Below are 18,824 nucleotides of genomic sequence, written 5' to 3'. Positions count from 1 at the left end.
GCAAGCCCGCTGTCAACTACGGAGGCGCCCGCGATGCGCGAAGTTGTGATCGTCGATGCCGTCAGAACCCCGATCGGGCGCGCCGGCAAGGAGGCCTACTACCGCGACATCCGCGCCGACGACCTCGGCGTCGCCTGCGTGCGTCGGCTCCTGGAGCGCAACTCCGGGCTCGACCCCACCGAAATCGAGGACGTGGTCTGGGGCTGCGCCAACCAGTCGGGCGAACAGGGACTCAACCTGGGGCGCATGATCGCGCTGCTCGCCAGGCTGCCGGTCGAGGTCGCGGGCACGACTGTAGATCGCCAGTGCGGCTCGAGCCTCCAGGCGGTCAATTTCGCGGCCTACGAGATTATCGCCAAGACCGCCGAGGTCGTGATCGCCGGGGGCGTCGAGCACATGAGCCACGTCCCGATGGGCTCGGGGCTCCTGCCCAACATGAAGCTGCTCGACCTGTTTCCGCAAGACATGTTCGTGATGGGTCTGACCGCGGAGCGGTTGGCCGCAATGTACGGGATCACGCGCGAGCAGGCCGACGCCTACTCCCTGCGCTCTCATCAGCGCGCCCTCGCCGCGCGCGAGCGCTTCAAAGAAGAGATCGTGCCGATGCGGCTTGACGCCGAACGCGTCGTCGACGCCGACCAGGGGCCGCGCTCCGACACCAGTCTCGAGAAGCTCGCCGCGCTTAAGCCCTCGTTCAAGGCCGATGGCCAGGTGACCGCTGGCAACTCGTCGCAGGTGAGCGACGGCGCCGCCGCCGTGCTGCTGATGAGCGCCGAGCGAGCGCGCGCGCTGAGGGTGCGGCCAATGGCGAAAATCCGCGCGACAGCAGTCGCCGGCGTGCGGCCCGAGATCATGGGATGGGGTCCCGTGCCGGCAACCCATAAGGCGCTTGGGCGGGCCGCGCTCCAGCCCGCTGACATCGACCTTGTCGAGATCAACGAAGCCTTCGCGGCGCAGGTGCTCGCCTGCAACAGCGAACTTAAATTCGACGAGGAGCGGCTCAACGTCAACGGCGGCGCGGTCGCCCTGGGCCATCCGCTGGGATGTTCGGGGGCGCGGCTGATAACGACGCTGACCCACGAAATGCGCCGGCGCGGCGCGCGGCTCGGGCTGGCCACGATGTGCATCGGGATCGGTCAGGGCATCGCAACCGTGATTGAACAGGTGTAATCCGTAGCCGAAAGGTCCAATCGTCGCGGGACGAACCCATGGCCAAGCGGCTCCGATACGGCACGCTCTATGATCGGCACGGCGCGCGAGTGTCGGGCACGCCGGTTGGCAGTTCGTCAGCGCTCCTCGGCGATCTCTACCATCGCCTGCTCACCTGCTCGTGGCCGGCGCTCCTGTTGCTGATCGTCGCGCTCTTCGCCCTAACCAACGGCGCCTTCGCGCTTGGCTACCTGCTCGACGGCGGGGTCGCGCACATGCGTCCGGGCTCGTTCGCCGACGCCTTCTTCTTCAGCGTGCAGACGATGGCGACGATTGGGTACGGCACGATGGCGCCGGTTTCGACCTTCGCCAACGCGGTTGTCTGTCTGGAGGCGCTGGGCGGGCTGCTGGGCCTGGCGATTGTCACCGGATTGGTGTTCGCACGTTTTTCGCGGCCGACGGCCCGCGTGCGCTTCAGCCGCAATCTGGTCGTCTCGCGCAGCGACGGAACACCGTCGCTGATGTTCCGGATGGCCAACGAGCGCGCCAACCGGATCGTCGAGGCGCAGGTGCACGTGGTACTCGCGCGCCAGGAGATGACCGCCGAGGGCGGGAGCATGCGCCGCTTTCACGACCTTGCGCTCGCGCGCGGCCGCAACGCGCTCTTCTCGCTGAGCTGGACGGTAATCCATCCGATCACGGAGCAAAGCCCGCTCTTCGGCGAGACCGTGGAATCGCTCGCCGCGGCACGTGCGCAAATCGTCGCCTCGCTGACGGGGCTCGACGAATCCTTTCTGCAGACCGTTCATGCGCGCTACATCTGGGATGCCGAGGAGATTGTCTGGAACGCGCGCTTCGTTGACATCCTCAACCAAACCTCCGAAGGCGTGACGATCGATTACTCGCGCTTCGACGACGTGGTCCCGGCCGGCGACGCGAGCGCCGCGGTGGCGCAATCGGCTGACGGCGCGGCGGCGGCAGCGACCGCGCGACCCGGCAAAAAAGCGGAGCCAACGCATGAAGGTGTATGAAATCGAGCGCCCGGGAAGTATCGACGCGCTCCGGCCGGCTGAGCGCCCGCGCCCGGCGCCAGGCCATGGGCAAGTGCTGGTGCGCGTACGCGCCTGCTCGCTCAACTATCGCGATCTCGCCGTGGTACGCGGCACTTACGCGCGCGGGCTCAAGCTGCCGCTGATTCCGCTCTCCGACGGCGCCGGCGAGGTGGTCGAAGTCGGCCCCGGCGTCACCCGCTTCGCCGTCGGCGACCGGGTGGCCGCGATCTTCATGCAGAGCTGGATCGCCGGCGGACCGCGCGAAGAATATGCGCGCTCGGCGCTGGGCGGCGCGCTCGACGGAATGCTCGCCGAATACGTCGCGCTCGACCAGGCGGGACTGGTCGCAATCCCGGCCCATCTCACGTACGAGGATGCAGCCACCCTGCCCTGCGCGGCGGTCACGGCGTGGAACGCGCTGGTCAGCGAGGGCAGGCTCAAGTCCGGCGACACCGTGCTGGTGCTGGGCAGCGGTGGGGTGTCGGTCTTTGCACTCCAGTTCGCGCGGATGGCCGGCGCGCGCGTCATCGCAACCTCCAGCAGCGAGGACAAGCTTGCGCGCCTGCTCGAACTGGGCGCTTCCGACGGCGTCAACTACCGTACGACTCCCGAATGGGACAAACGGGTGCGCGAGCTCACGGCCGGACGGGGCGTCGATCACGTGGTCGAGGTCGGCGGCGCAGGCACGCTTGCGCGCTCGCTGGGCGCGGTGCGCCAGGGCGGGCGCGTCAGCCTTATCGGGGTGTTGACCGGCGCAGGCCAGGTCGATCCGACGCCGGTGCTGCGCAAGGCCGTAACGCTGCAGGGGATCTTCGTGGGCTCGCGCGAGATGTTTGACGAGATGAACCGCGCGATAGAGACCGCCGCGATGCGCCCGGTAGTCGATCGGGCTTTCCCCTTCGCCCAGGCGCGCGAGGCCTATCGCTATCTCGAGAGCGCCGCCCATTTCGGCAAGATCGTGATCACGTTTTAGGTGGCAGAGCGGGCCGAGCGGTGGAATTTGCCGGGCTTGAGGGGCTAGGATTGGGGGTTGATGGAAGCCGGGGAAATCAAGGAGATGATCGAACGCGGGCTGCCGGGCGCGCACGTCGAGGTGCGCGACTTCACCGGTAGCGGCGATCATTTCGAAGCGTTAGTGGTTAGCGAGAGTTTCGAAGGCAAGGGGCTGGTCGAGCGCCATCAGGCGATCTATGCCGCGCTGGGCGACGCGATGCGCGCGCGCATCCACGCGCTCACCCTCAAGGCGCTGACCCCTGCCCAATACGAGAATCGGAGGTGAACATGGCGGACGCAATCGAGCGGATCCGTGCGGCGGTCGCAAGCGACAAGATCGTCATTTTCATGAAGGGCAACCGCAACTTTCCGCAGTGCGGCTTCTCGGCCGCGACGGTCGAGGTCTTCGAGGAGTTGGGCGTGCCTTACACTACGGTCGACGTGCTCGCCGACCAGGAGGTGCGCGAGGCGGTCAAAACCTACAGCAACTGGCCAACGATTCCACAGGTCTATATCAACGGCAAATTCATCGGCGGCTGTGACATCGTGCGCGAGCTCTACCAGAGCGGCGAGCTGCAGACGATGGTGAAGCAGGCGCTGGGCGAAGCGGCGCGCCAGTAGCTGTCTCCAATCAGCGTTTGAAACCCAGCGTGGGCGGGCGCAGCGTCAGGCTGCGCCCGCCCGTGCATTGATCGCTCACCTGCAATCGGCACCCGCCGGCCATGCCGGGCGAGTACTGCCATACTTGCCGGCGAAGCTGAATCAGCTCGTGGACCGTCCCACAGCCCCTTGCGCCGAAGTTGATTACTTCGGGTTTCGCGCCGATGACGCTTCGGCGGCCCGGGACTAAGCCGCGGCGCGCGGAGCGACGGCGCCGGCGGCCTTGCGCCCGCCGTCGATGCTGATCTCGCCGCCGCCGTAAACCGCGACCATCAGCAACCCACCCATGAAGGCCAGATTCTTGTGCCACTGCAGCGTCTGGCCGGGGATGACGTGGAAGATGATCGTCACCGGGATGCAGAACAGGAAAATGATGAACGCGGCGAGCTCGGTCTTCCAACCGACCGCCACCATCAGGCCCCCGATTAGCTCGATGATCACGGCGATCACAAACAGCAGCGGGACCGCGTGATGCAACCCGCCGGCCTCCATGTACTTCATCGTGCCCCCGGGATTCATCAACTTGCCGATACCCGAGTCGACGAAGATGTAGGCCAACAGCAGCCGTCCGATCAGCGCTCCCACGTTGCGCATCGAATCCATCGCTGCTCACCTCCGCGTTTTCGTGTCGCCCGCAGACGTCGCGTTCCCGCCGAATGCAGCCTACGCGCCAAAATCCACGTTGTAAAACCGCGCCGGATTGCTGTGCAACAGACGATCGCCGACCTCGGAGGGCAGCCCTTCGAGCTTCTCGTGCAACTCCCTGAGCGCGCCGGGGAACAGGCAATCGAAGTGTGGATAGTCGGCGCCCCACAGGATGTTGTCGCCGAGCCCGGCCGCGACCACGTACTCCAGCGTCGTCTCGTCAGGATCGTAGGCAACGAAACAGTTGCGCCGGAACAGCTCGCTGGGCTTGTGCTTGAGCCACGGCACCAGGCGGCCAAGCTTCTCGTAATGACCGTCGAGGCGGTCCAGCCAGTAGAGCATCCAGCCCGCGCCTGCTTCGAGAAACGACACCTTGAGTCGCGGGAAGCGCTCGAGCACGCCGCCGGCGAGGATGTCCATCGAGGCCATCTCCTGCTCCAGCGGATGGCAGATCATGTGGCTGAAGAAGAGGTCCTTGTTCGGATAGCGGTCGGAGCAGACCGACTCGACCGTGTCGATCGCGAAGCTGCCGTGCACCGAAATCGGCATCCCGAGGTCCTGCGCCGCCGCCCAGAACTTGTCGTAGGCGGGGTCGCAGAGCCGGCGGTGATTGTACGGGGTCGGGCGGATCGTCGCCGCGCACAGGCCGAGCTTCGCCGCGCGTCCGAGCTCGCTCACCGCCGCGTCAACATCCTGGAGCGGGACTGTCGCAACCCCGAACAGCCGTCTGGGCGCCGTGCGGCAAAAGTCGGCAACCCATCGATTATAGGCATCGCAGGTGACGGCCGCGACCTCGGGGCGGCGAATCCCGGCGTACAGCAGCCCGATCGTCGGATAGAGCACCGACGCGTCGAGCCCCTCCTCGTCGAGCACGCTGATTCGCGCCTGCGGTTCCATCGCGCCGCGCGGGATCTCACTCCACTTCGTATGTACGGTCTTTTCGAGATCGCTCAGGCCGTTGGGCACGCCCGCGGCCGCGATCGGCAGCTCGTCGAAGACCCGCCCTTCGACCATCATGTAGGCGATGCCGTCGCGCTCGACGACCTGCGGCACCAGTTCACGGTACTTGGCCGGCGTGTATTCGCGCCAGACAACCTCGGGCTCCATCAGATGCGAGTCGGAGTCGACATAGACAGCCATGACGTGATCCTCCGCCGCGCTCGCGGCCGCCGGTTCCAGCTGATGCCCGTAGTCAAACTCTGATGGGCGTGGAATTGCAAGGAATTGCCGCTGGCCACGCCGGCCGCGGTTCGATAGCAGGATAGGTTGGCGCGAAAGCCGCAGCCGCGATTCGCCCCTGACCCAGCTCCGTCCGCTCGGCACTGGCAAGGCTCTCGGCATGAGCGCCGCCATCTTGAAGCAGACGCGATTGCCACTTGCCACGCTTAGCGCTTGGCCCGACTGTTTGAAACAAGTCGAACCGCCGTCTAAGTTCTAGCTTCCAATCCGCCGCAAGCGAGACATAGACCATGCTGTGGAAACCCGACCAGACCTTTTATCCGTCGCCGCGGTTGGCGATGCAGGGTCCGCGCGAGCGCCTGGGCTACGTCGGGGTGTTTAACCTTAACCCCGGAGCCGGCAAGCACGACGCGATCTGCGTGCTCGACCTGGATCCCGGCTCGCCCACCTTTGCCAAGGTAGTTGGGCGCGTCGAGCTACCCGGCGTCGGCGACGAAGTCCATCATTTCGGATGGAACGCATGCAGCGCCGCGCTCTGCCCCTACGCGGCCCATCCCCACGTCGAGCGCCGCTACCTGCTGGTCCCCGGCCTGCGCTCCTCGCGCATCCATGTGATCGACACCAAGCCCGACCCGCGCGCGCCCAAGGTGGTCAAGGTCATCGAGGCCGAGGAGCTCGCGACGCGCGCCAACTACAGCCGCCCACACACCTTCCATTGCGGCCCCGACGCCATCTACGTCAGCGCGATGGGCACCGGGCACGGCGACGGCGGCCCGGGCGGAATCTTCCTGCTCGATCACGAGAGCTTCGACGTGCTCGGTCAATGGGAGGTCGATCGCGGCCCACAGTACCTCGGCTACGACTTCTGGTGGCACCTCGGCTACGACGTCGCGATCACCTCCGAGTGGGGCACGCCTGAGATGTTCGAGAACGGGCTCAGCCTCGAGCGCATCGTCAAGGGCGACTATGGGCATCGCCTGCACATGTGGGACCTGCGCAAGCGGCGCCACGTCCAGGAGATCGACCTCGGCGCCGAGCATCAAATGGCGCTCGAACTGCGTCCGGCACACGACCCGACCAAGGCCTACGGCTTCGTCTGCACGGTCATCTCGACCAAGGACCTCTCCTCGGCGATCTGGCTGTGGCAGCGCAGCCGCGGCAACGGCACGTGGGAGGCGCGCAAGGTAATCGAAATCCCCGCCGAGCCGGCCGAGCCCGGCCTCTTGCCGCCGCCGCTCAAGCAGTTCAAGGCGGTGCCGCCGCTGGTGCCCGAGATCGCGCTCAGCCTCGATGACAAGTTCCTTTACGCCTCGTGCTGGGGAACCGGCGAACTGCGCCAGTACAACGTGAGCGATCCGCTGAAGCCGCGGCTGACCGGCTCGGTGCGCCTGGGCGGCATCGCCGCCCGTGCGCCGCATCCTAAGGGCGGTCAGATCAACGGCGGCCCCCAGATGCTCGAGATCAGCCGCGACGGCCGGCGCGTTTACGTCACCAACTCGCTGTACTCGGCGCTCGACGAGCAGTTCTACCCCGAGGGAATCCGCGGGTGGGTGGCCAAGGTGGACGTCAATCCGGCCGGCGGGATAGCGGTTGATCCCAACTTCTTCATCCCCTTCGAGGGTGAACGGCCGCATCAGATCCGCCTGGAGGGCGGCGATTCCTCCTCTGACTCGTTCTGCTACCCGTGAGCGCAGCGTGGCCGTGGCTTGCGGTCGCCGCGCTCGGCGCCTACCACGGCATCGACCCCTCGATGGGGTGGCTGTTCGCGGTCGCGCTCGGGATGCAGGAGCGCAGCCGCGCCAAGGTCGTCGCCGCGCTGGGGCCGATCGCGCTCGGCCATCTGATCTCGATCGCGGTTGTGGTCGCTGCGGTCGAATGGATACGCTCGGCGGGAGTTTCCGGCGCGCTGCGCATCACCGGCGCGGCGATTCTTGTCCTGTTCGGGATCTTCCGCTACCTGCGCCCGCGCGCGCATCCGCGATGGGTCGCGATGCGGGTCAATTGGCGCGAGCTGACGCTGTGGTCGTTCCTGATGGCCTCCGCTCACGGCGCGGGGCTGATGCTGTTTCCGATCCTGATGGGGATGCCGGAGGCCGCAGGCGCGCTCGCCGGTACGCGTTGCGCCATGCATGGCCGGCTGATGCATTCGCCACTGGGCATCCAAGCGCTGTCCGTTACGCAGGGCGCCGCAGTGGTGCTTGTGCATACGGGCGCGATGCTCGCGGTGATGGGCGCGATCGCGATCGTGGTTTACGACCGCCTCGGACTGGCCTTTCTGCGCAGCGCCTGGATTAACCTCGACACCGTCTGGGCCGGAGCGCTCGTCGCCGCGGGCCTGCTTTCACTGGCGATCTGACGCACGCCGCGCCCAAGCGCACCCGCGGTCGACCGCGCGCACCCACGGCTATAAACTCGTCAGGGGACTTGCAACCCGCAGGGGCCAGCGATGTCAGCCGCTTCCCGTCTCCTCGTCGTCGAGGACGAAACTAAGCTTGCGGCCAATCTCAAGCGCGGGCTTGGCGAGGCCGGCTTTGTGGTCGATCATGCGCCGAGCGCGGAGGCCGCGCGCGCCGCGCTCGCGCAGGGAGCCTACGATGCGATGGTGCTCGACCTGCGGCTGCCCGGCCAGGACGGCCTCGACTTCCTGCGCGAGCTGCGCGCCGCCGGCGCCGCGCTCCCGGTGCTGATCCTCACCGCCCGCGACGCCACCGGCGACCTAGTGGCCGGGCTCGACGGCGGCGGCGACGATTATCTCACCAAGCCGTTCGCCTTCAGCGAGCTCACGGCGCGTCTGCGCGCGCTGCTGCGCCGGCGCCTGATCGCAAGCCAGCCGGTGCTCGCCGCCGGGGGAGTAACGATCGACACGGTGCGCCGCCAGGCGATGCGCAACGGGCGCGCGCTCGAGCTCTCGCCGAAAGAGCTGATGGTGCTGGAGTGCCTCGTGCGCCATGGCGGAGTGCCCGTCACGCGCGACATGATCGGCGAAATGGTGTGGGGCGCCGACTACAATGCGCTCTCCAACATCGTCGAGGTATTCATCAACCGCCTGCGCCAGAAGATCGATTTCGCCGGCGAGCCGTCGCTGATCGTAACCGTCCGCGGCGTCGGCTATCTGTTGCGGACCGAGCCGCCGCCATCGGCATCGAAGCGAGGCGCACGTTGAGCATTCGCCTGCGCCTGACGATCTACTGGACGGCGATTGCCGCGGCGATCCTGGTCGCGGCGGGCGCCTTGGTCATATTCCTGTTCTCGCGCGAGATGTGGGGGGCGCTCGACGCCGCGCTGCTCGAGGAAGCGGACACCAGCGCTGCGACTCTGAGGCGTGCGCCGGCTGCCGGTGAGGCCGCGGCAATCCTCGACCGCCTCAGCCAGGAGAAGGATATCGGACCGCGGCGCCGCGTGCGGCTCATCGTTGGCGATCGCGTGGCGATCGACTACGGCGCGCCAAACGCCGATCTTCCCGCAGCGTTTTCCGATACGGCCAGCGGCGAGCGCGTCATCGACGGCATCCGCCACCGCTATCGATACGCGATCGTCGCCTTTCGCGTCGGCGGCCAGTCCGCGCGGCTGGAAGACGGCGTGGACGCCGCGCCCGTGCGCCGCGCTATCGCACATCTGCGCCGCGTCTCGCTTCTGCTCATCCCCCTCATCCTCGCGTTGAGCGCGCTGGGAGGCTACTGGATGTCGGCGCGGGCGCTGGCGCCGCTGAACCGGATCGCGGCCGCCTTGGGGCAAATCGGCCCGCGCGACCTGGCCCGGCGGCTTTCGTACGGACCTGTACGCGACGAAGCCGCGCGTCTTGGCGAAGAGATCAACCAGTTGCTCGAACGGCTCGAGCGCGCCTCCGCCGCCCAGGCCCGCTTCGTCTCCGAGGCCGCCCACGAACTGCGCACGCCGCTTACGGTGCTGCGCAGCGGGCTGGAAGTCGCGCTGCAGAAGCCGCGCAGCGCCGCGGAAAGCCGCGCCGCGCTGGAGCAGGCGCTCGGTGAAACCGAGCGCCTGTGCTCGATCGCGCAGGACCTGCTCGCGCTGGCGCGCCTCGAAGCCGAGCCGGGCGCGACGCGCACAGCGGTTGACCTGCGGGAGGTCGCGACCGAAGCCGCAACGATGGCGCAGACTCTGGCGCAGGCCAGGCATCAGAGGCTCGCGCTCGACGCCCCTGAGCGGGCCGTCGTGCACGGCAGCGCCGACGATCTGCGCCGGGTCGTGCTCAACCTGCTCGACAACGCCATCAAGTTCACGCCCGAGCGCGGCTCGATCGAGGTCAGCGTCTTTTGCGACGGCGGTATGGCGCTGCTTGCGGTGCGCGACAGCGGACCCGGAATCGACGCGCTCGATCTGCCCCACGTTTTTGAGCCTTTTTATCGCAGCCGTGGCGCCAACGGCACAGGCAGCGGCCTCGGACTGGCGCTGAGCCGTGAAATCGTGCGCATCCATGGGGGCGCAATCCGCGCCCTCAATCGCAGCGGCGGCGGATGCGAGGTTGAAGTCCGCCTTCCGCTCGCCGACGCATAGCGGGCAAGGCTCCTGACGCCGGCGCGAGCTTCCGAGCCGGCAGTGGGGGTCGCGTGCGCTCTGAGATTAACGTTTGTTAATTAGGTCGGGCCTTCGCCGCCTGTTAGATCTGGCCGCGTAGCCATCGGAATTCGTATGCGCGAGCCTCGCGCCGTCTTCGCGGTATTCGTTCATCTCAACCTCGACGGCGCCGCAGCGGTTCGCCGTCCGGAGGGAGCCGTGAGCAGGTTTTGCAATATGATCAGGATGCTGGCGCTGGCCACCTGCGCGCTGGTTACGGGCGCACTGAGCCCGGCGGCGGCTGCTTCCGGTGGCTCGCCGCTTACGCTGAAGGAAGCGGTGCAGCGGGCGCTTGCCTTCGCGCCAACGGTGGCGGCCGCCACCGCGCAGAGCGATTTCAGCGCCGCGATGGTGGGCGAAGCGCGCGCGCCGCTTTATCCCTCGCTCGCCGCTGAGTCCGAGTACTTCCAGGCGCCCGGCTACAGCTCAACCATCACCAACAGCGGGCTTGCGGACGCGATGCTGGTGTTGAACTACACGGCGTATGACTTTGGCCGCAGGCTCGCCGCCACCCGCGCCGCGCTCTACCAGAGCGAGGCCGACCAATACGGCGTCGGCGCGGCGCGCGCACAGATCGTGTTCGACACGACGGTAGCGTATTACGGGCTGCTGCGCGCGCAGGAGGCCCAGCGCGAGCTGGCCTCCAACGCCGCGCGGCTTGAGCGCTACGTAAAGGTCATCGAGGCGCTCCGGCAAAGCGGGCGCGCGATCCCCAACGACGTGCTGAAGATTCGCACCGCGAGTAATGCCGCCACGCTCGACCTTTCCAACGCATGGCAGGCTACGACGCGCGCCGCGGCCGCACTCGGCGCATTGGTGGGCGAACTCGGGGCCGCCGATATCAGCGTCACGCAAGTCAGCGGCGTTCCGCCCTGGCCGAACGACGATCTTTCGCGCAACCCACTCCTCGAAGCGGCGCAGCGAAAAGTTGCCTCGGCGAAGGCGGCAGCGCAGGCCGCGATGCGCGAGCGTTACCCGACGCTCAAGCTCGCCCTGACCGCCGGATGGGAAGGGATCAATCCGCCGCACACCTTCGCCCGCAACGGCGGCGCCTCGTACGACGGGCTGGTCTCGATGCCGATCTTCGACGGCGGCCTCATCGCGGCGCACATCGACGAGGCCCGCGCGCGCGTGGCCGCCGCCCAGGCACAGGTCCGCCAGGTCGAGTTCGACCTGCGCCGGCGGCTCGCCGACGCGCGTCCGCGCTACGAGGCGGCACGCGACCAGCTCGCACTGCTGGCGCGCGCGCAGCCGCTCGCCGACGACAACTTCGCGCTGACCTGGGCGCGCTTTCTGGGCGGCGGCGAGGTCACATTGCTCGAAGTGCTCGACGCCTACGAGCGCGCCGAGCAGTTGCGCCTGGCGCGCTTCGACCAGGAGTTTGCCGCGCGCCAGGCCGCGGCTGAAGCGGCGTTGCTGATCGGCGCCGAGCAGCCGTGATAGCGCCGACGCCAAAACCGCGAGTCGTGGCGGCACGCGTGTTATCCGGCGCACTCGCGACGTCCGCGCTCGTGGTTACGCTTGCGGCCACCGGATGCCGCGGGCGCGCCGTCCCGAACGACGAGGCGGAGCTTCAGACCGCTCCCAGTCCAGTGCTCGCGGTGAGCGCGGCGCGCGCCGCGATTATGCCGCTGCACGAGGAAGTGACGCTGCTCGGCACCACTGCGGCGCTGCGCCATCTGACGCTGCGCGCGCCGGCGGCCGGGCGCGTACTCGGACTCGAATTGCAAAGCGGCGATCGGGTGCGCCGCGGCGAGGTCGTCGCGCACATCATCAGCCGCGAGGAAGAAGCCGCGCAGGCGGGCGTGGACGTCGCGCGGCGAATCGATCCCAGGGAGGCCGCCGCGCTGGCGAGTTCGGTCAAACGCTACGCCGCCGGCGCCGGTATCGCCGTCCGCGTTCCGGAGAACGCCGTGGTCGCCCAGCGTCTGGTCAGCCCCGGCCAACTGGTCAACAACCTCGATCCGCTGGTTGACCTCGTCGATCCCGCCAGCATCTACGTTGAGGCGCAGGTCCCGATCAACAAGCTTGGGGCGATCAAGCCCGGGATGGAGGCCACGGTTAGCTCCCCGCTCAGCCCGGGCAAGCGCTACCCGGCGCGGATCATCGCCCTCTCGCCGAGCTTTGCAACCGGCGGAACGATCGCGCCCGCGCGCGTCGCCTTCACGGGCGACAGCCGGATCGCCGAGGCCGGAGCGGCGGTCGAAGTACACGTGACGACCGCGTACGCCCCCGCCGCCCTCGCCATCCCGACCGCTGCGCTGTTCCAGGACGCCGCGCGCGGCGGCTACTACGTCTTCGCCGTCGGCCCCGATGGCCGCGCCCATCGCACGGCGGTCGCGGTCGGCATCCACACCCGGGACAGCGTGCAGATCACGCGCGGGCTCAAGCCGGGTGAGCTTGTAATTACCTCAGGCGGTTATGCGCTCTCCGACGGACTGCGCGTCAGCGCGACGGTCGCTCCACCTTTGGCAGCGGCCGGGCGGCAGGCTTCGCCCGACAGTCAGCCCGCGGGGCGGTCCGAATAGGCGGGGTTCGATGAGCCGTCGCAGCATGATCGTCGCGCTGTTCGCGGTGCTCGCGCTGAGCGCGCTCGGCGTGCTCGTTGCCCGTTCGATTCCCAACGCGGTCTTCCCCGAGTTCGTCTTTCATCGCGCGATCATCCTCGCCGACAGCGCCGAGCTGCCGCCGCAGCAGATGCTGGTTGCGGTGACACGCCCGCTGGAAGAAGCGGCCTACAACGTCGCCGGTACCACGCTGGTGCGCTCGACCACCACGCGCGGCAGCGCCGAAATCGACGTAACCTTCGCCGAGAATACCGATCCGGTGGCGACCTATGGCCTGCTCGGCGCGGCGCTCGCCGAAGCCCGCACTCGCCTGCCGCCGGAGACTACCGTGCATACGCGCCTGCTCACCACCGGCACCTTCCCGATCCTCGACCTCAGCCTCAGCTCGCACGTGCGCAACCTGGCCGAGCTGACTGACGTGGCCTTTTATGATCTGGTGCCGAGCCTGCGCCGCATCGCGGGCGTCTTTCGGGTCGAGATGGTGGGTGCGAAGTACCGTGAGTACGTGGTGCGGCTCGACCCGGCGCGGATGCTGGCGCAGGGGCTGACGCCCGAGCAGGTGGTCGCGGGGCTGAAGGCGGCCAACGTGATCGCCTCCGCCGGCCGCATCCTCGACGAGCATCGGATGCTGCTCACGGTCGTTAGCGGCGACCTCCATCGCCGCGAGCAGTTGCTCGCCGTACCGCTCGCGACCGTCAACGGCCATCCGGTTTATGTGCGCGACATCGCCTCCGTGAATCTCGGGCTCACCGAGGACTACATCCGGACCTCGAGCGAGCACGGCCCCGCGGTGCTGGTCGGAGTTTCGCGCACGCCCGACGGCGACACCGAGCTTATCGCCGCGCGCGCCCGCGCGCTCCTCGCCGAATTTCGCCGCCGCTATCCCGACGTGACGTTCTCGGTTTCCTACGACCAGGCCGCGCTGGTCGCCGAGTCGGTGCGCAGCGTGCGCGACGCGGTCGTGCTCGGACTGATCCTGTCGGTGGCGGTGGTCTTCGCTTTCACGATGAGTCTGCTCAGCGCCGTGGTCGCGGCGATCGTGGTGCCATGCACGATCGCGATCACGCTGGTGGTGATGGCGCTCGGAGGACTGACCTTCAACATGATGACGCTGGGCGGGATCGCGGCCGGCGTCGGACTGTTCATCGACGACGCGATTGTGATGATCGAGGCGGTCCATCGCGCCCACTCCTCGGGCGTACCTGTCGAGGCCGCGATCAAGAGCGCGCTTGCCGAGCTCAGCCGCCCGCTGGTCGCCTCAACGCTGACCGTGATCGCGGTCTTCGTGCCGCTGGTCTTCGTCTCCGGCATCACCGGGCTGTTCTTTCGCGCACTGGCGATCACGCTCGGCGGCGGCCTGGCGATTTCGCTGATGCTGGCGCTGTTCTTCACGCCCGCGCTGGAACAGATCGTCGGCCGCTGGCGGCGCCCGGGCCGCGCGCCGGGAGGCACGTTCGACGCGCTGCGCGCCGCCTTCCTCGCCGGGATGCGGCCCGTCATGCGCTTTCCGGCGCTCGCGCCGGCCCTCGCCGCCGGCTGCTTCGCCGCCGCCTTCGGCCTCTACCGCGCGGCGGGCACCGACTATCTGCCCGCGCTCGACGAGGGCGGCTTCATCCTCGACTACATCACGCCGCCGCCGAGCACACTCGCCGATACCGGGGCGCTGCTCGAAAGGATCGAGCGGATTCTCAACACGACGCCCGAGGTGGCGGCCTTTTCGCGGCGCACCGGCACGCAACTGGGATTCTTCCTGACCGAATCGAACCGCGGCGATTTTTCCGTGCGGCTGAGGCCGCGTCGCTCGCGTTCGATCAACCAGGTGATCGCCTCGGTGCGCGAGCGCATCCTCGCCGCCGTACCCGGCCTGCACATCGAATTCTCGCAGGTGCTCCAGGATCTGATCGGCGACCTTTCGGGCGTGCCGGAGCCGATCGAGGTCAAGGTTTTCGGAGCCGATCAGGAAGCGATCGAGGCGACTGCGCGCCGCGTCGCCGCGCAGCTGCGCACGATCCCCGGCGTGGTGGACGTTTTTGACGGAATCGTACTGAGCAGCCCAGAGGAATTGATCACGGTTAACCAGGCCGCGGCGGCGCGCTACGGGCTGAGCGCCGACGACCTCCGCGCCACGCTCCGCACCGTGGTCGAAGGCACGGTCGCGACCCGGCTAAGCGTGGGCGACCGGCTCGTCGACGTGCGCGTGCGCTACCCCCCGGATTTCCATCGCGACCTCTCCGCGCTCTCCGAGGTTCTCCTGCGCACGCCCGTGGGAGCGACCGTGCCGCTGCCGGCGGTGGTGGACATGCGATGGGGCGGCGAGGCGGTCGAACTCGACCGCGAGCGCCTGCGCCCGGTCGTGCACGTCACCGCGCGGCTGGAGGGGATCGACCTCGGCACCGCGCTCGACGCGGTCAAGGCACGGATGGCGCGGATGGTGCTCCCGGCGGGGGTGTCGCTGGAGCTGGGCGGGCTATACGCGCAGCAGCAGCAGGCCTTTCGCCAGCTCGCGCTGGTGATGGCGGGCGGCATGGTCCTGGTGCTGCTCACCGTGTTATGGGAGTTCGGCCGGATCGCGCCGGCGCTGGCCACGCTGATTGCCGCCCTGGCATGTCTGGTCGGCAGCTTCGGCGCGCTTGCGCTTTGCGGAATCACCCTCAATATCTCGTCGTTCATGGGCGTGATCATGGTCGCCGGCATCGCCGCCAAAAACGGTATTCTCCTGCTCGACCGCGCCGAGCGCGGCGTCGCCGCCGGCTTCGCGCCTGCGAGCGCGCTCACCGACGCCGCGGTGATCCGGCTGCGCCCGATCATGATGACGACGCTGGCGACGGCAGCGGGATTGCTTCCGCTGGCGCTGGGCTACGGCGCCGGCGCGAAGGTGCAGCAACCGCTGGCGGTCGCGGTGATCGGCGGGCTGGTCGCGGCGATGCTGCTTTCCTCAGCGATCGCGGGCGGAATCTATCTGATGGGCACGCGCACGCACGCTCGCAGCGAGGCATCCGAGGAAGCGTTGTAAGCCGCGGCGGTGCGCGGCTCGCGCACCTCTCGCATGGCCTGCGGATCGGCGCTATTCAATAGCGCTGACCGCGACACGCGCGCCGGCGGCGCGCCCGCGTCAGGTTACCAGAGAGGAACAACGGCGATGCAGCAGGGAAAGCAACGGCTCAAGGGCAAGGTCGCGATCGTAACCGGTGCCGGACGCGGAATCGGCCGCGCCGAGGCGATGCTGCTCGCGGCCGAGGGCGCCAAGGTTGTCATCAACGACCTCGGCACCGACATGCTCGGCAAGGGCGCCGACCAGGGAATCGCGGGCCAGGTGGCGGCGGAGATCCGGGCGGCGGGCGGCGAAGCGGTCGCCAATACCGACAGCGTCACCACGATGGCGGGCGGGGAGCGCATCATCAAGACCGCGCTCGACGCCTTCGGCCGGCTCGACATCCTGATCAACAATGCCGGCGCGGTGCGCCCGAAGATCATCTTCCACATGACCGAGGACGACTGGGACTCGATGATGGCGGTCCATCTGAAGGGCCATTTCACCACCATCCGCTTCGCCAGCCCGATCTTCCGCGAACAGAAGAGCGGCGTGATCATCAACACCGCCTCCGAGTCGGGGCTCGGCCATTTCGGGCAGGCGAGCTACTCGGCGGCCAAGGAGGGCATCGTCGGGCTGACGCGCACGGTGGCGCGCGACCTTGGGCGCTACGGCGTGCGATGCAACGCGATCCGGCCGCGCGCGGCGACCCGGCTGTTTGACGAAACCGCGGCCGAGGCGATCGAGCGGATGCGCGCGACGGTCGGGCCCACCGCGGCGCCGGCGATCGATCGCAGTGGGCTGCAGAACAAGCCCGAGCAGGTCGCGGCGCTGGTGGTATGGCTGTGCACGGACGCGGCCAGCGGCGTCAACGGGCGAACCTTCGTGGTCGGCGGCGACCTGGTCGGACTCTATCCGGAGCCCGAACCGATGCGCGCGCTCTATCGCGAGGGCGGATGGGACCTCGACACGCTCGACCGCATCGGGTCGAAAGACTTGATTGGCGGGCTGGTCAACGAGTTCCTGCCGCGCTGAACGCTGAGCGTTGCGACGCCGCTGTTGCGCCGGCTCGCGGCTGACCGGTGCCTGAGGGAGGTCGCTCCATTTTGCAAAATTAAGCATTTGACTCCCTAATTGCGCCAGAACACACTTTTGACATCTTCACGGAACGGAGGGCCGCATCCGAACTCGTGGTGTCGGCGCGCAACGTAGGTCTGACCGAGCAGCCGGGATTTTTTGCTTCGGGCGCGCATCAGCTCTATCGCGTCTTCCATCCCGCGGCGCGTCGCGCATCCGCCTCCTCGGTCGTTATCTTCTGCTCCAGCTTCGGACCCGACCATGTGGTCGCATGGCGAATGGAGGTTTTGACAGCACGGATGGCGGCGGCGCACGGCCATGACGCAGTGCTGTTCCATCCGCGCAGCCACGGTGATTCGACCGGCAACTTTGCGGAGGTGACGTTCGACGATCTCGTCGAGGACGCAGGCGCCGCCGCCCGCCATGCACGCGAGGCCTCCGGCGCGGCACAGCTCGTATGGGTCGGAGTCGGCTTTGGCGCGCTGGTAGCCGCGGCCGCGCTGCGCCGCGACCAGGGCACGCGAGGGCTCGCGCTCTGGGAGCCGGTGCATCGCGGCATCGATTACTTCCACGCGCAGTTGCGGCGCGCGCTGTTTCGCGAGGTTTCTTGCGGACGGCGCCCGGCCGCCACCGTCGACCAGATGCTGGCGCAGCTCGAAGGCGACGGCCCGCTTTACCTTTACGGCGAGCGCGTCCATCCGGTCCTGTTCCCAACCTTCTATCGCAGCGCGCGCGCGCTCGAACTCGCAGCGATGCTCGAAGGATGGCGCCGCCCCGCTCTGCTCGCCCAGGTCCAGCGCCGCTCGCATCTTTCGCCCGACAACGCGGCGCTTGCCACGGCACTGGCCGAGCGCGGAGCCAAGGTCACTGTGGCGACTGTCGCCGACGAGCCCGCCTGGAACGGGATGGACCCGCCGTGGGTTTCCGACGCGCTGTCGGAGCGGACCGTGGAGTGGCTAGATGGACTGGACTGAGACGCCGGCAGAGCTCGCGCGCGCCCGCGCCGAACAGCCGATGCTCGTCCCCGCGGCAGACGGCCTGTTGCGCGCGATCTTTACGCCACCGGCGCCGGAGGCGCCGCTGGCCGGGATGTGCGTCGTGATGCCGGGGCGGATGCGGTGGATGCCCGTGCGCGGACAAGTCCGAGCCGCACGGACCCTCGCCGCCCGCGGCTTCGCCTGCCTGCGTTTCGACTACCACGGTTACGGCGAAAGCGAGGGCGCGCCCGTCCGAACCGACCGCGACTCGCCGTGCGGCGGGGACATAGTCGGCGCGATTCGCTATTTGCGGCACACGCGCGGCCAGCACACCTTCGTGCTGTGGGGGCGATGCTTCGATTCGCTCAGCGCGCTGGCCGCCTTCGCCGACGAAGCCGACGCGATCGCCGGCCTGCTCTACATCGCCGCCCCGATCCTGGAGACGCACGTCGAGGACTGGCGGGCCAGAAACGCGCCGGCCTCCGCAAATGGCCTGATACGGCGCGGCTGGACCGCGCTGCGCGGCCTGCGCGCGAGCGCCGGCGAGGCACGCCGTGCGACACCCGCGGTCGCGCCCGACTTTGCCCGCTACTTTGCGGCGCTGGTGCGCTCGCGCGCGCGGGCGCTGTTCATCTACGGCGAGCAGGATCCGCTCTACGAGGAGTTCCGCGCCGCCGAGCGGCTGCTTTTCGCCAACCTCGGCGAGGAGGCGCGCGGCCGAATCGAAGTCGAGATCTGGCCCGGCTGCATCCATCACCCCGAAACGGTAGCGCGCGAATGCGAACTTCTCGACCGCATGCAGTCCTGGGTCGAGACGCTCCATCCGCACTCCGCGCGCCGTCGCGACAGCGAGAGCTGCGCCGAGCGGCAATCCGCGCTGGCCGGCGCGCGCGCAACGCACCGTGCCCGCGCCTGATGG

At 68.4% G+C, this 18,824-nt stretch carries 17 protein-coding genes; 15 read left to right on the top strand and 2 right to left on the bottom strand.

Annotated features, from left to right (window positions below):
- Positions 1-33 precede the first annotated feature (33 nt).
- Genes VFB33_11935 through grxD form a run of 5 tightly spaced genes read left to right on the top strand, consistent with a single transcriptional unit; the run spans position 34 to position 3,815 of the window.
- Positions 34-1,170, top strand: coding sequence for a thiolase family protein (locus VFB33_11935; GenBank protein ID HZO82393.1), 1,137 nt, complete (start codon positions 34-36; stop codon positions 1,168-1,170).
- A 38-nt stretch (positions 1,171-1,208) separates the two neighbouring features.
- A complete protein-coding gene (locus tag VFB33_11930; GenBank protein ID HZO82392.1) occupies positions 1,209-2,180 on the top strand; it encodes an ion channel in 972 nt (323 codons plus the stop codon).
- On the top strand, positions 2,167-3,174 hold the full coding sequence (locus tag VFB33_11925; GenBank protein ID HZO82391.1) for an NAD(P)-dependent alcohol dehydrogenase: 1,008 nt from the start codon (positions 2,167-2,169) through the stop codon (positions 3,172-3,174). Before VFB33_11930 ends, VFB33_11925 begins: the two co-directional genes overlap by 14 nt.
- 60 nt (positions 3,175-3,234) lie before the next feature.
- On the top strand, positions 3,235-3,480 hold the full coding sequence (locus tag VFB33_11920) for a BolA/IbaG family iron-sulfur metabolism protein (GenBank protein ID HZO82390.1): 246 nt from the start codon (positions 3,235-3,237) through the stop codon (positions 3,478-3,480).
- Between the two features lie 2 nt (positions 3,481-3,482).
- Positions 3,483-3,815, top strand: coding sequence for a Grx4 family monothiol glutaredoxin (gene grxD / locus VFB33_11915; protein ID HZO82389.1), 333 nt, complete (start codon positions 3,483-3,485; stop codon positions 3,813-3,815).
- Positions 3,816-4,040: 225 nt separating this feature from the next.
- On the opposite strand, the gene VFB33_11910 is transcribed toward grxD, so the two are convergent.
- Both VFB33_11910 and VFB33_11905 read right to left on the bottom strand, forming a co-directional pair.
- Complete coding sequence (locus VFB33_11910) at positions 4,041-4,457, bottom strand: DoxX family protein (protein ID HZO82388.1); 417 nt, start codon at positions 4,455-4,457, stop codon at positions 4,041-4,043.
- 60 nt (positions 4,458-4,517) lie between these two features.
- Positions 4,518-5,639: an amidohydrolase family protein gene (locus VFB33_11905; GenBank protein ID HZO82387.1), complete on the bottom strand. Its 1,122-nt coding sequence runs from the start codon at positions 5,637-5,639 to the stop codon at positions 4,518-4,520.
- A gap of 329 nt (positions 5,640-5,968) precedes the next feature.
- Between VFB33_11905 and VFB33_11900 the strand changes: the two genes are divergently transcribed.
- From VFB33_11900 to VFB33_11855, 10 genes are all read left to right on the top strand, one after another.
- Positions 5,969-7,366, top strand: a complete 1,398-nt coding sequence (locus VFB33_11900) for a selenium-binding protein SBP56-related protein (protein ID HZO82386.1) — start codon at positions 5,969-5,971, stop codon at positions 7,364-7,366.
- Positions 7,363-8,034, top strand: coding sequence for a hypothetical protein (locus VFB33_11895; GenBank protein HZO82385.1), 672 nt, complete (start codon positions 7,363-7,365; stop codon positions 8,032-8,034). Before VFB33_11900 ends, VFB33_11895 begins: the two co-directional genes overlap by 4 nt.
- 90 nt (positions 8,035-8,124) lie before the next feature.
- Positions 8,125-8,841, top strand: coding sequence for a response regulator transcription factor (locus tag VFB33_11890; protein ID HZO82384.1), 717 nt, complete (start codon positions 8,125-8,127; stop codon positions 8,839-8,841).
- A complete protein-coding gene (locus VFB33_11885; protein ID HZO82383.1) occupies positions 8,838-10,193 on the top strand; it encodes a HAMP domain-containing sensor histidine kinase in 1,356 nt (451 codons plus the stop codon). Before VFB33_11890 ends, VFB33_11885 begins: the two co-directional genes overlap by 4 nt.
- 237 nt (positions 10,194-10,430) lie before the next feature.
- Positions 10,431-11,693, top strand: coding sequence for a TolC family protein (locus VFB33_11880; GenBank protein ID HZO82382.1), 1,263 nt, complete (start codon positions 10,431-10,433; stop codon positions 11,691-11,693).
- A 38-nt stretch (positions 11,694-11,731) separates the two neighbouring features.
- Positions 11,732-12,781 carry an efflux RND transporter periplasmic adaptor subunit gene (locus tag VFB33_11875; GenBank protein ID HZO82381.1) on the top strand — a complete coding sequence of 350 codons (1,050 nt, stop codon included), beginning with the start codon at positions 11,732-11,734 and terminating at the stop codon, positions 12,779-12,781.
- A gap of 10 nt (positions 12,782-12,791) precedes the next feature.
- Positions 12,792-15,833, top strand: a complete 3,042-nt coding sequence (locus tag VFB33_11870; protein ID HZO82380.1) for an efflux RND transporter permease subunit — start codon at positions 12,792-12,794, stop codon at positions 15,831-15,833.
- Between the two features lie 126 nt (positions 15,834-15,959).
- Positions 15,960-16,886: an SDR family NAD(P)-dependent oxidoreductase gene (locus VFB33_11865; GenBank protein HZO82379.1), complete on the top strand. Its 927-nt coding sequence runs from the start codon at positions 15,960-15,962 to the stop codon at positions 16,884-16,886.
- 158 nt (positions 16,887-17,044) lie between these two features.
- A complete protein-coding gene (locus VFB33_11860) occupies positions 17,045-17,902 on the top strand; it encodes an alpha/beta hydrolase (GenBank protein ID HZO82378.1) in 858 nt (285 codons plus the stop codon).
- A complete protein-coding gene (locus tag VFB33_11855) occupies positions 17,889-18,821 on the top strand; it encodes an alpha/beta hydrolase (protein HZO82377.1) in 933 nt (310 codons plus the stop codon). Before VFB33_11860 ends, VFB33_11855 begins: the two co-directional genes overlap by 14 nt.
- Positions 18,822-18,824 lie beyond the last annotated feature (3 nt).

It is taken from the genome of Candidatus Binataceae bacterium (assembly GCA_035650475.1).
Taxonomy (GTDB): domain Bacteria; phylum Desulfobacterota; class Binatia; order Binatales; family Binataceae; genus JAKAVN01.
The sequence above is the reverse complement of the archived record's forward strand: the minus strand, read 5'-3'. Positions and strand labels throughout refer to the sequence as shown.

Bases quoted from the DNA above. Each gene is read 5' to 3' on its own strand.
- VFB33_11905 (HZO82387.1), bottom strand. From the start codon at position 5,639: ATGGCTGTCTATGTCGACTCCGACTCGCATCTGATGGAGCCCGAGGTT.
- VFB33_11910 (HZO82388.1), bottom strand. From the start codon at position 4,457: ATGGATTCGATGCGCAACGTGGGAGCGCTGATCGGACGGCTGCTGTTG.
- VFB33_11925 (HZO82391.1), top strand. From the start codon at position 2,167: ATGAAGGTGTATGAAATCGAGCGCCCGGGAAGTATCGACGCGCTCCGG.
- grxD (HZO82389.1), top strand. From the start codon at position 3,483: ATGGCGGACGCAATCGAGCGGATCCGTGCGGCGGTCGCAAGCGACAAG.
- VFB33_11920 (HZO82390.1), top strand. From the start codon at position 3,235: ATGGAAGCCGGGGAAATCAAGGAGATGATCGAACGCGGGCTGCCGGGC.
- VFB33_11865 (HZO82379.1), top strand. From the start codon at position 15,960: ATGCAGCAGGGAAAGCAACGGCTCAAGGGCAAGGTCGCGATCGTAACC.
- VFB33_11900 (HZO82386.1), top strand. From the start codon at position 5,969: ATGCTGTGGAAACCCGACCAGACCTTTTATCCGTCGCCGCGGTTGGCG.
- VFB33_11870 (HZO82380.1), top strand. From the start codon at position 12,792: ATGAGCCGTCGCAGCATGATCGTCGCGCTGTTCGCGGTGCTCGCGCTG.
- VFB33_11890 (HZO82384.1), top strand. From the start codon at position 8,125: ATGTCAGCCGCTTCCCGTCTCCTCGTCGTCGAGGACGAAACTAAGCTT.
- VFB33_11880 (HZO82382.1), top strand. From the start codon at position 10,431: ATGATCAGGATGCTGGCGCTGGCCACCTGCGCGCTGGTTACGGGCGCA.
- VFB33_11935 (HZO82393.1), top strand. From the start codon at position 34: ATGCGCGAAGTTGTGATCGTCGATGCCGTCAGAACCCCGATCGGGCGC.
- VFB33_11855 (HZO82377.1), top strand. From the start codon at position 17,889: ATGGACTGGACTGAGACGCCGGCAGAGCTCGCGCGCGCCCGCGCCGAA.
- VFB33_11930 (HZO82392.1), top strand. From the start codon at position 1,209: ATGGCCAAGCGGCTCCGATACGGCACGCTCTATGATCGGCACGGCGCG.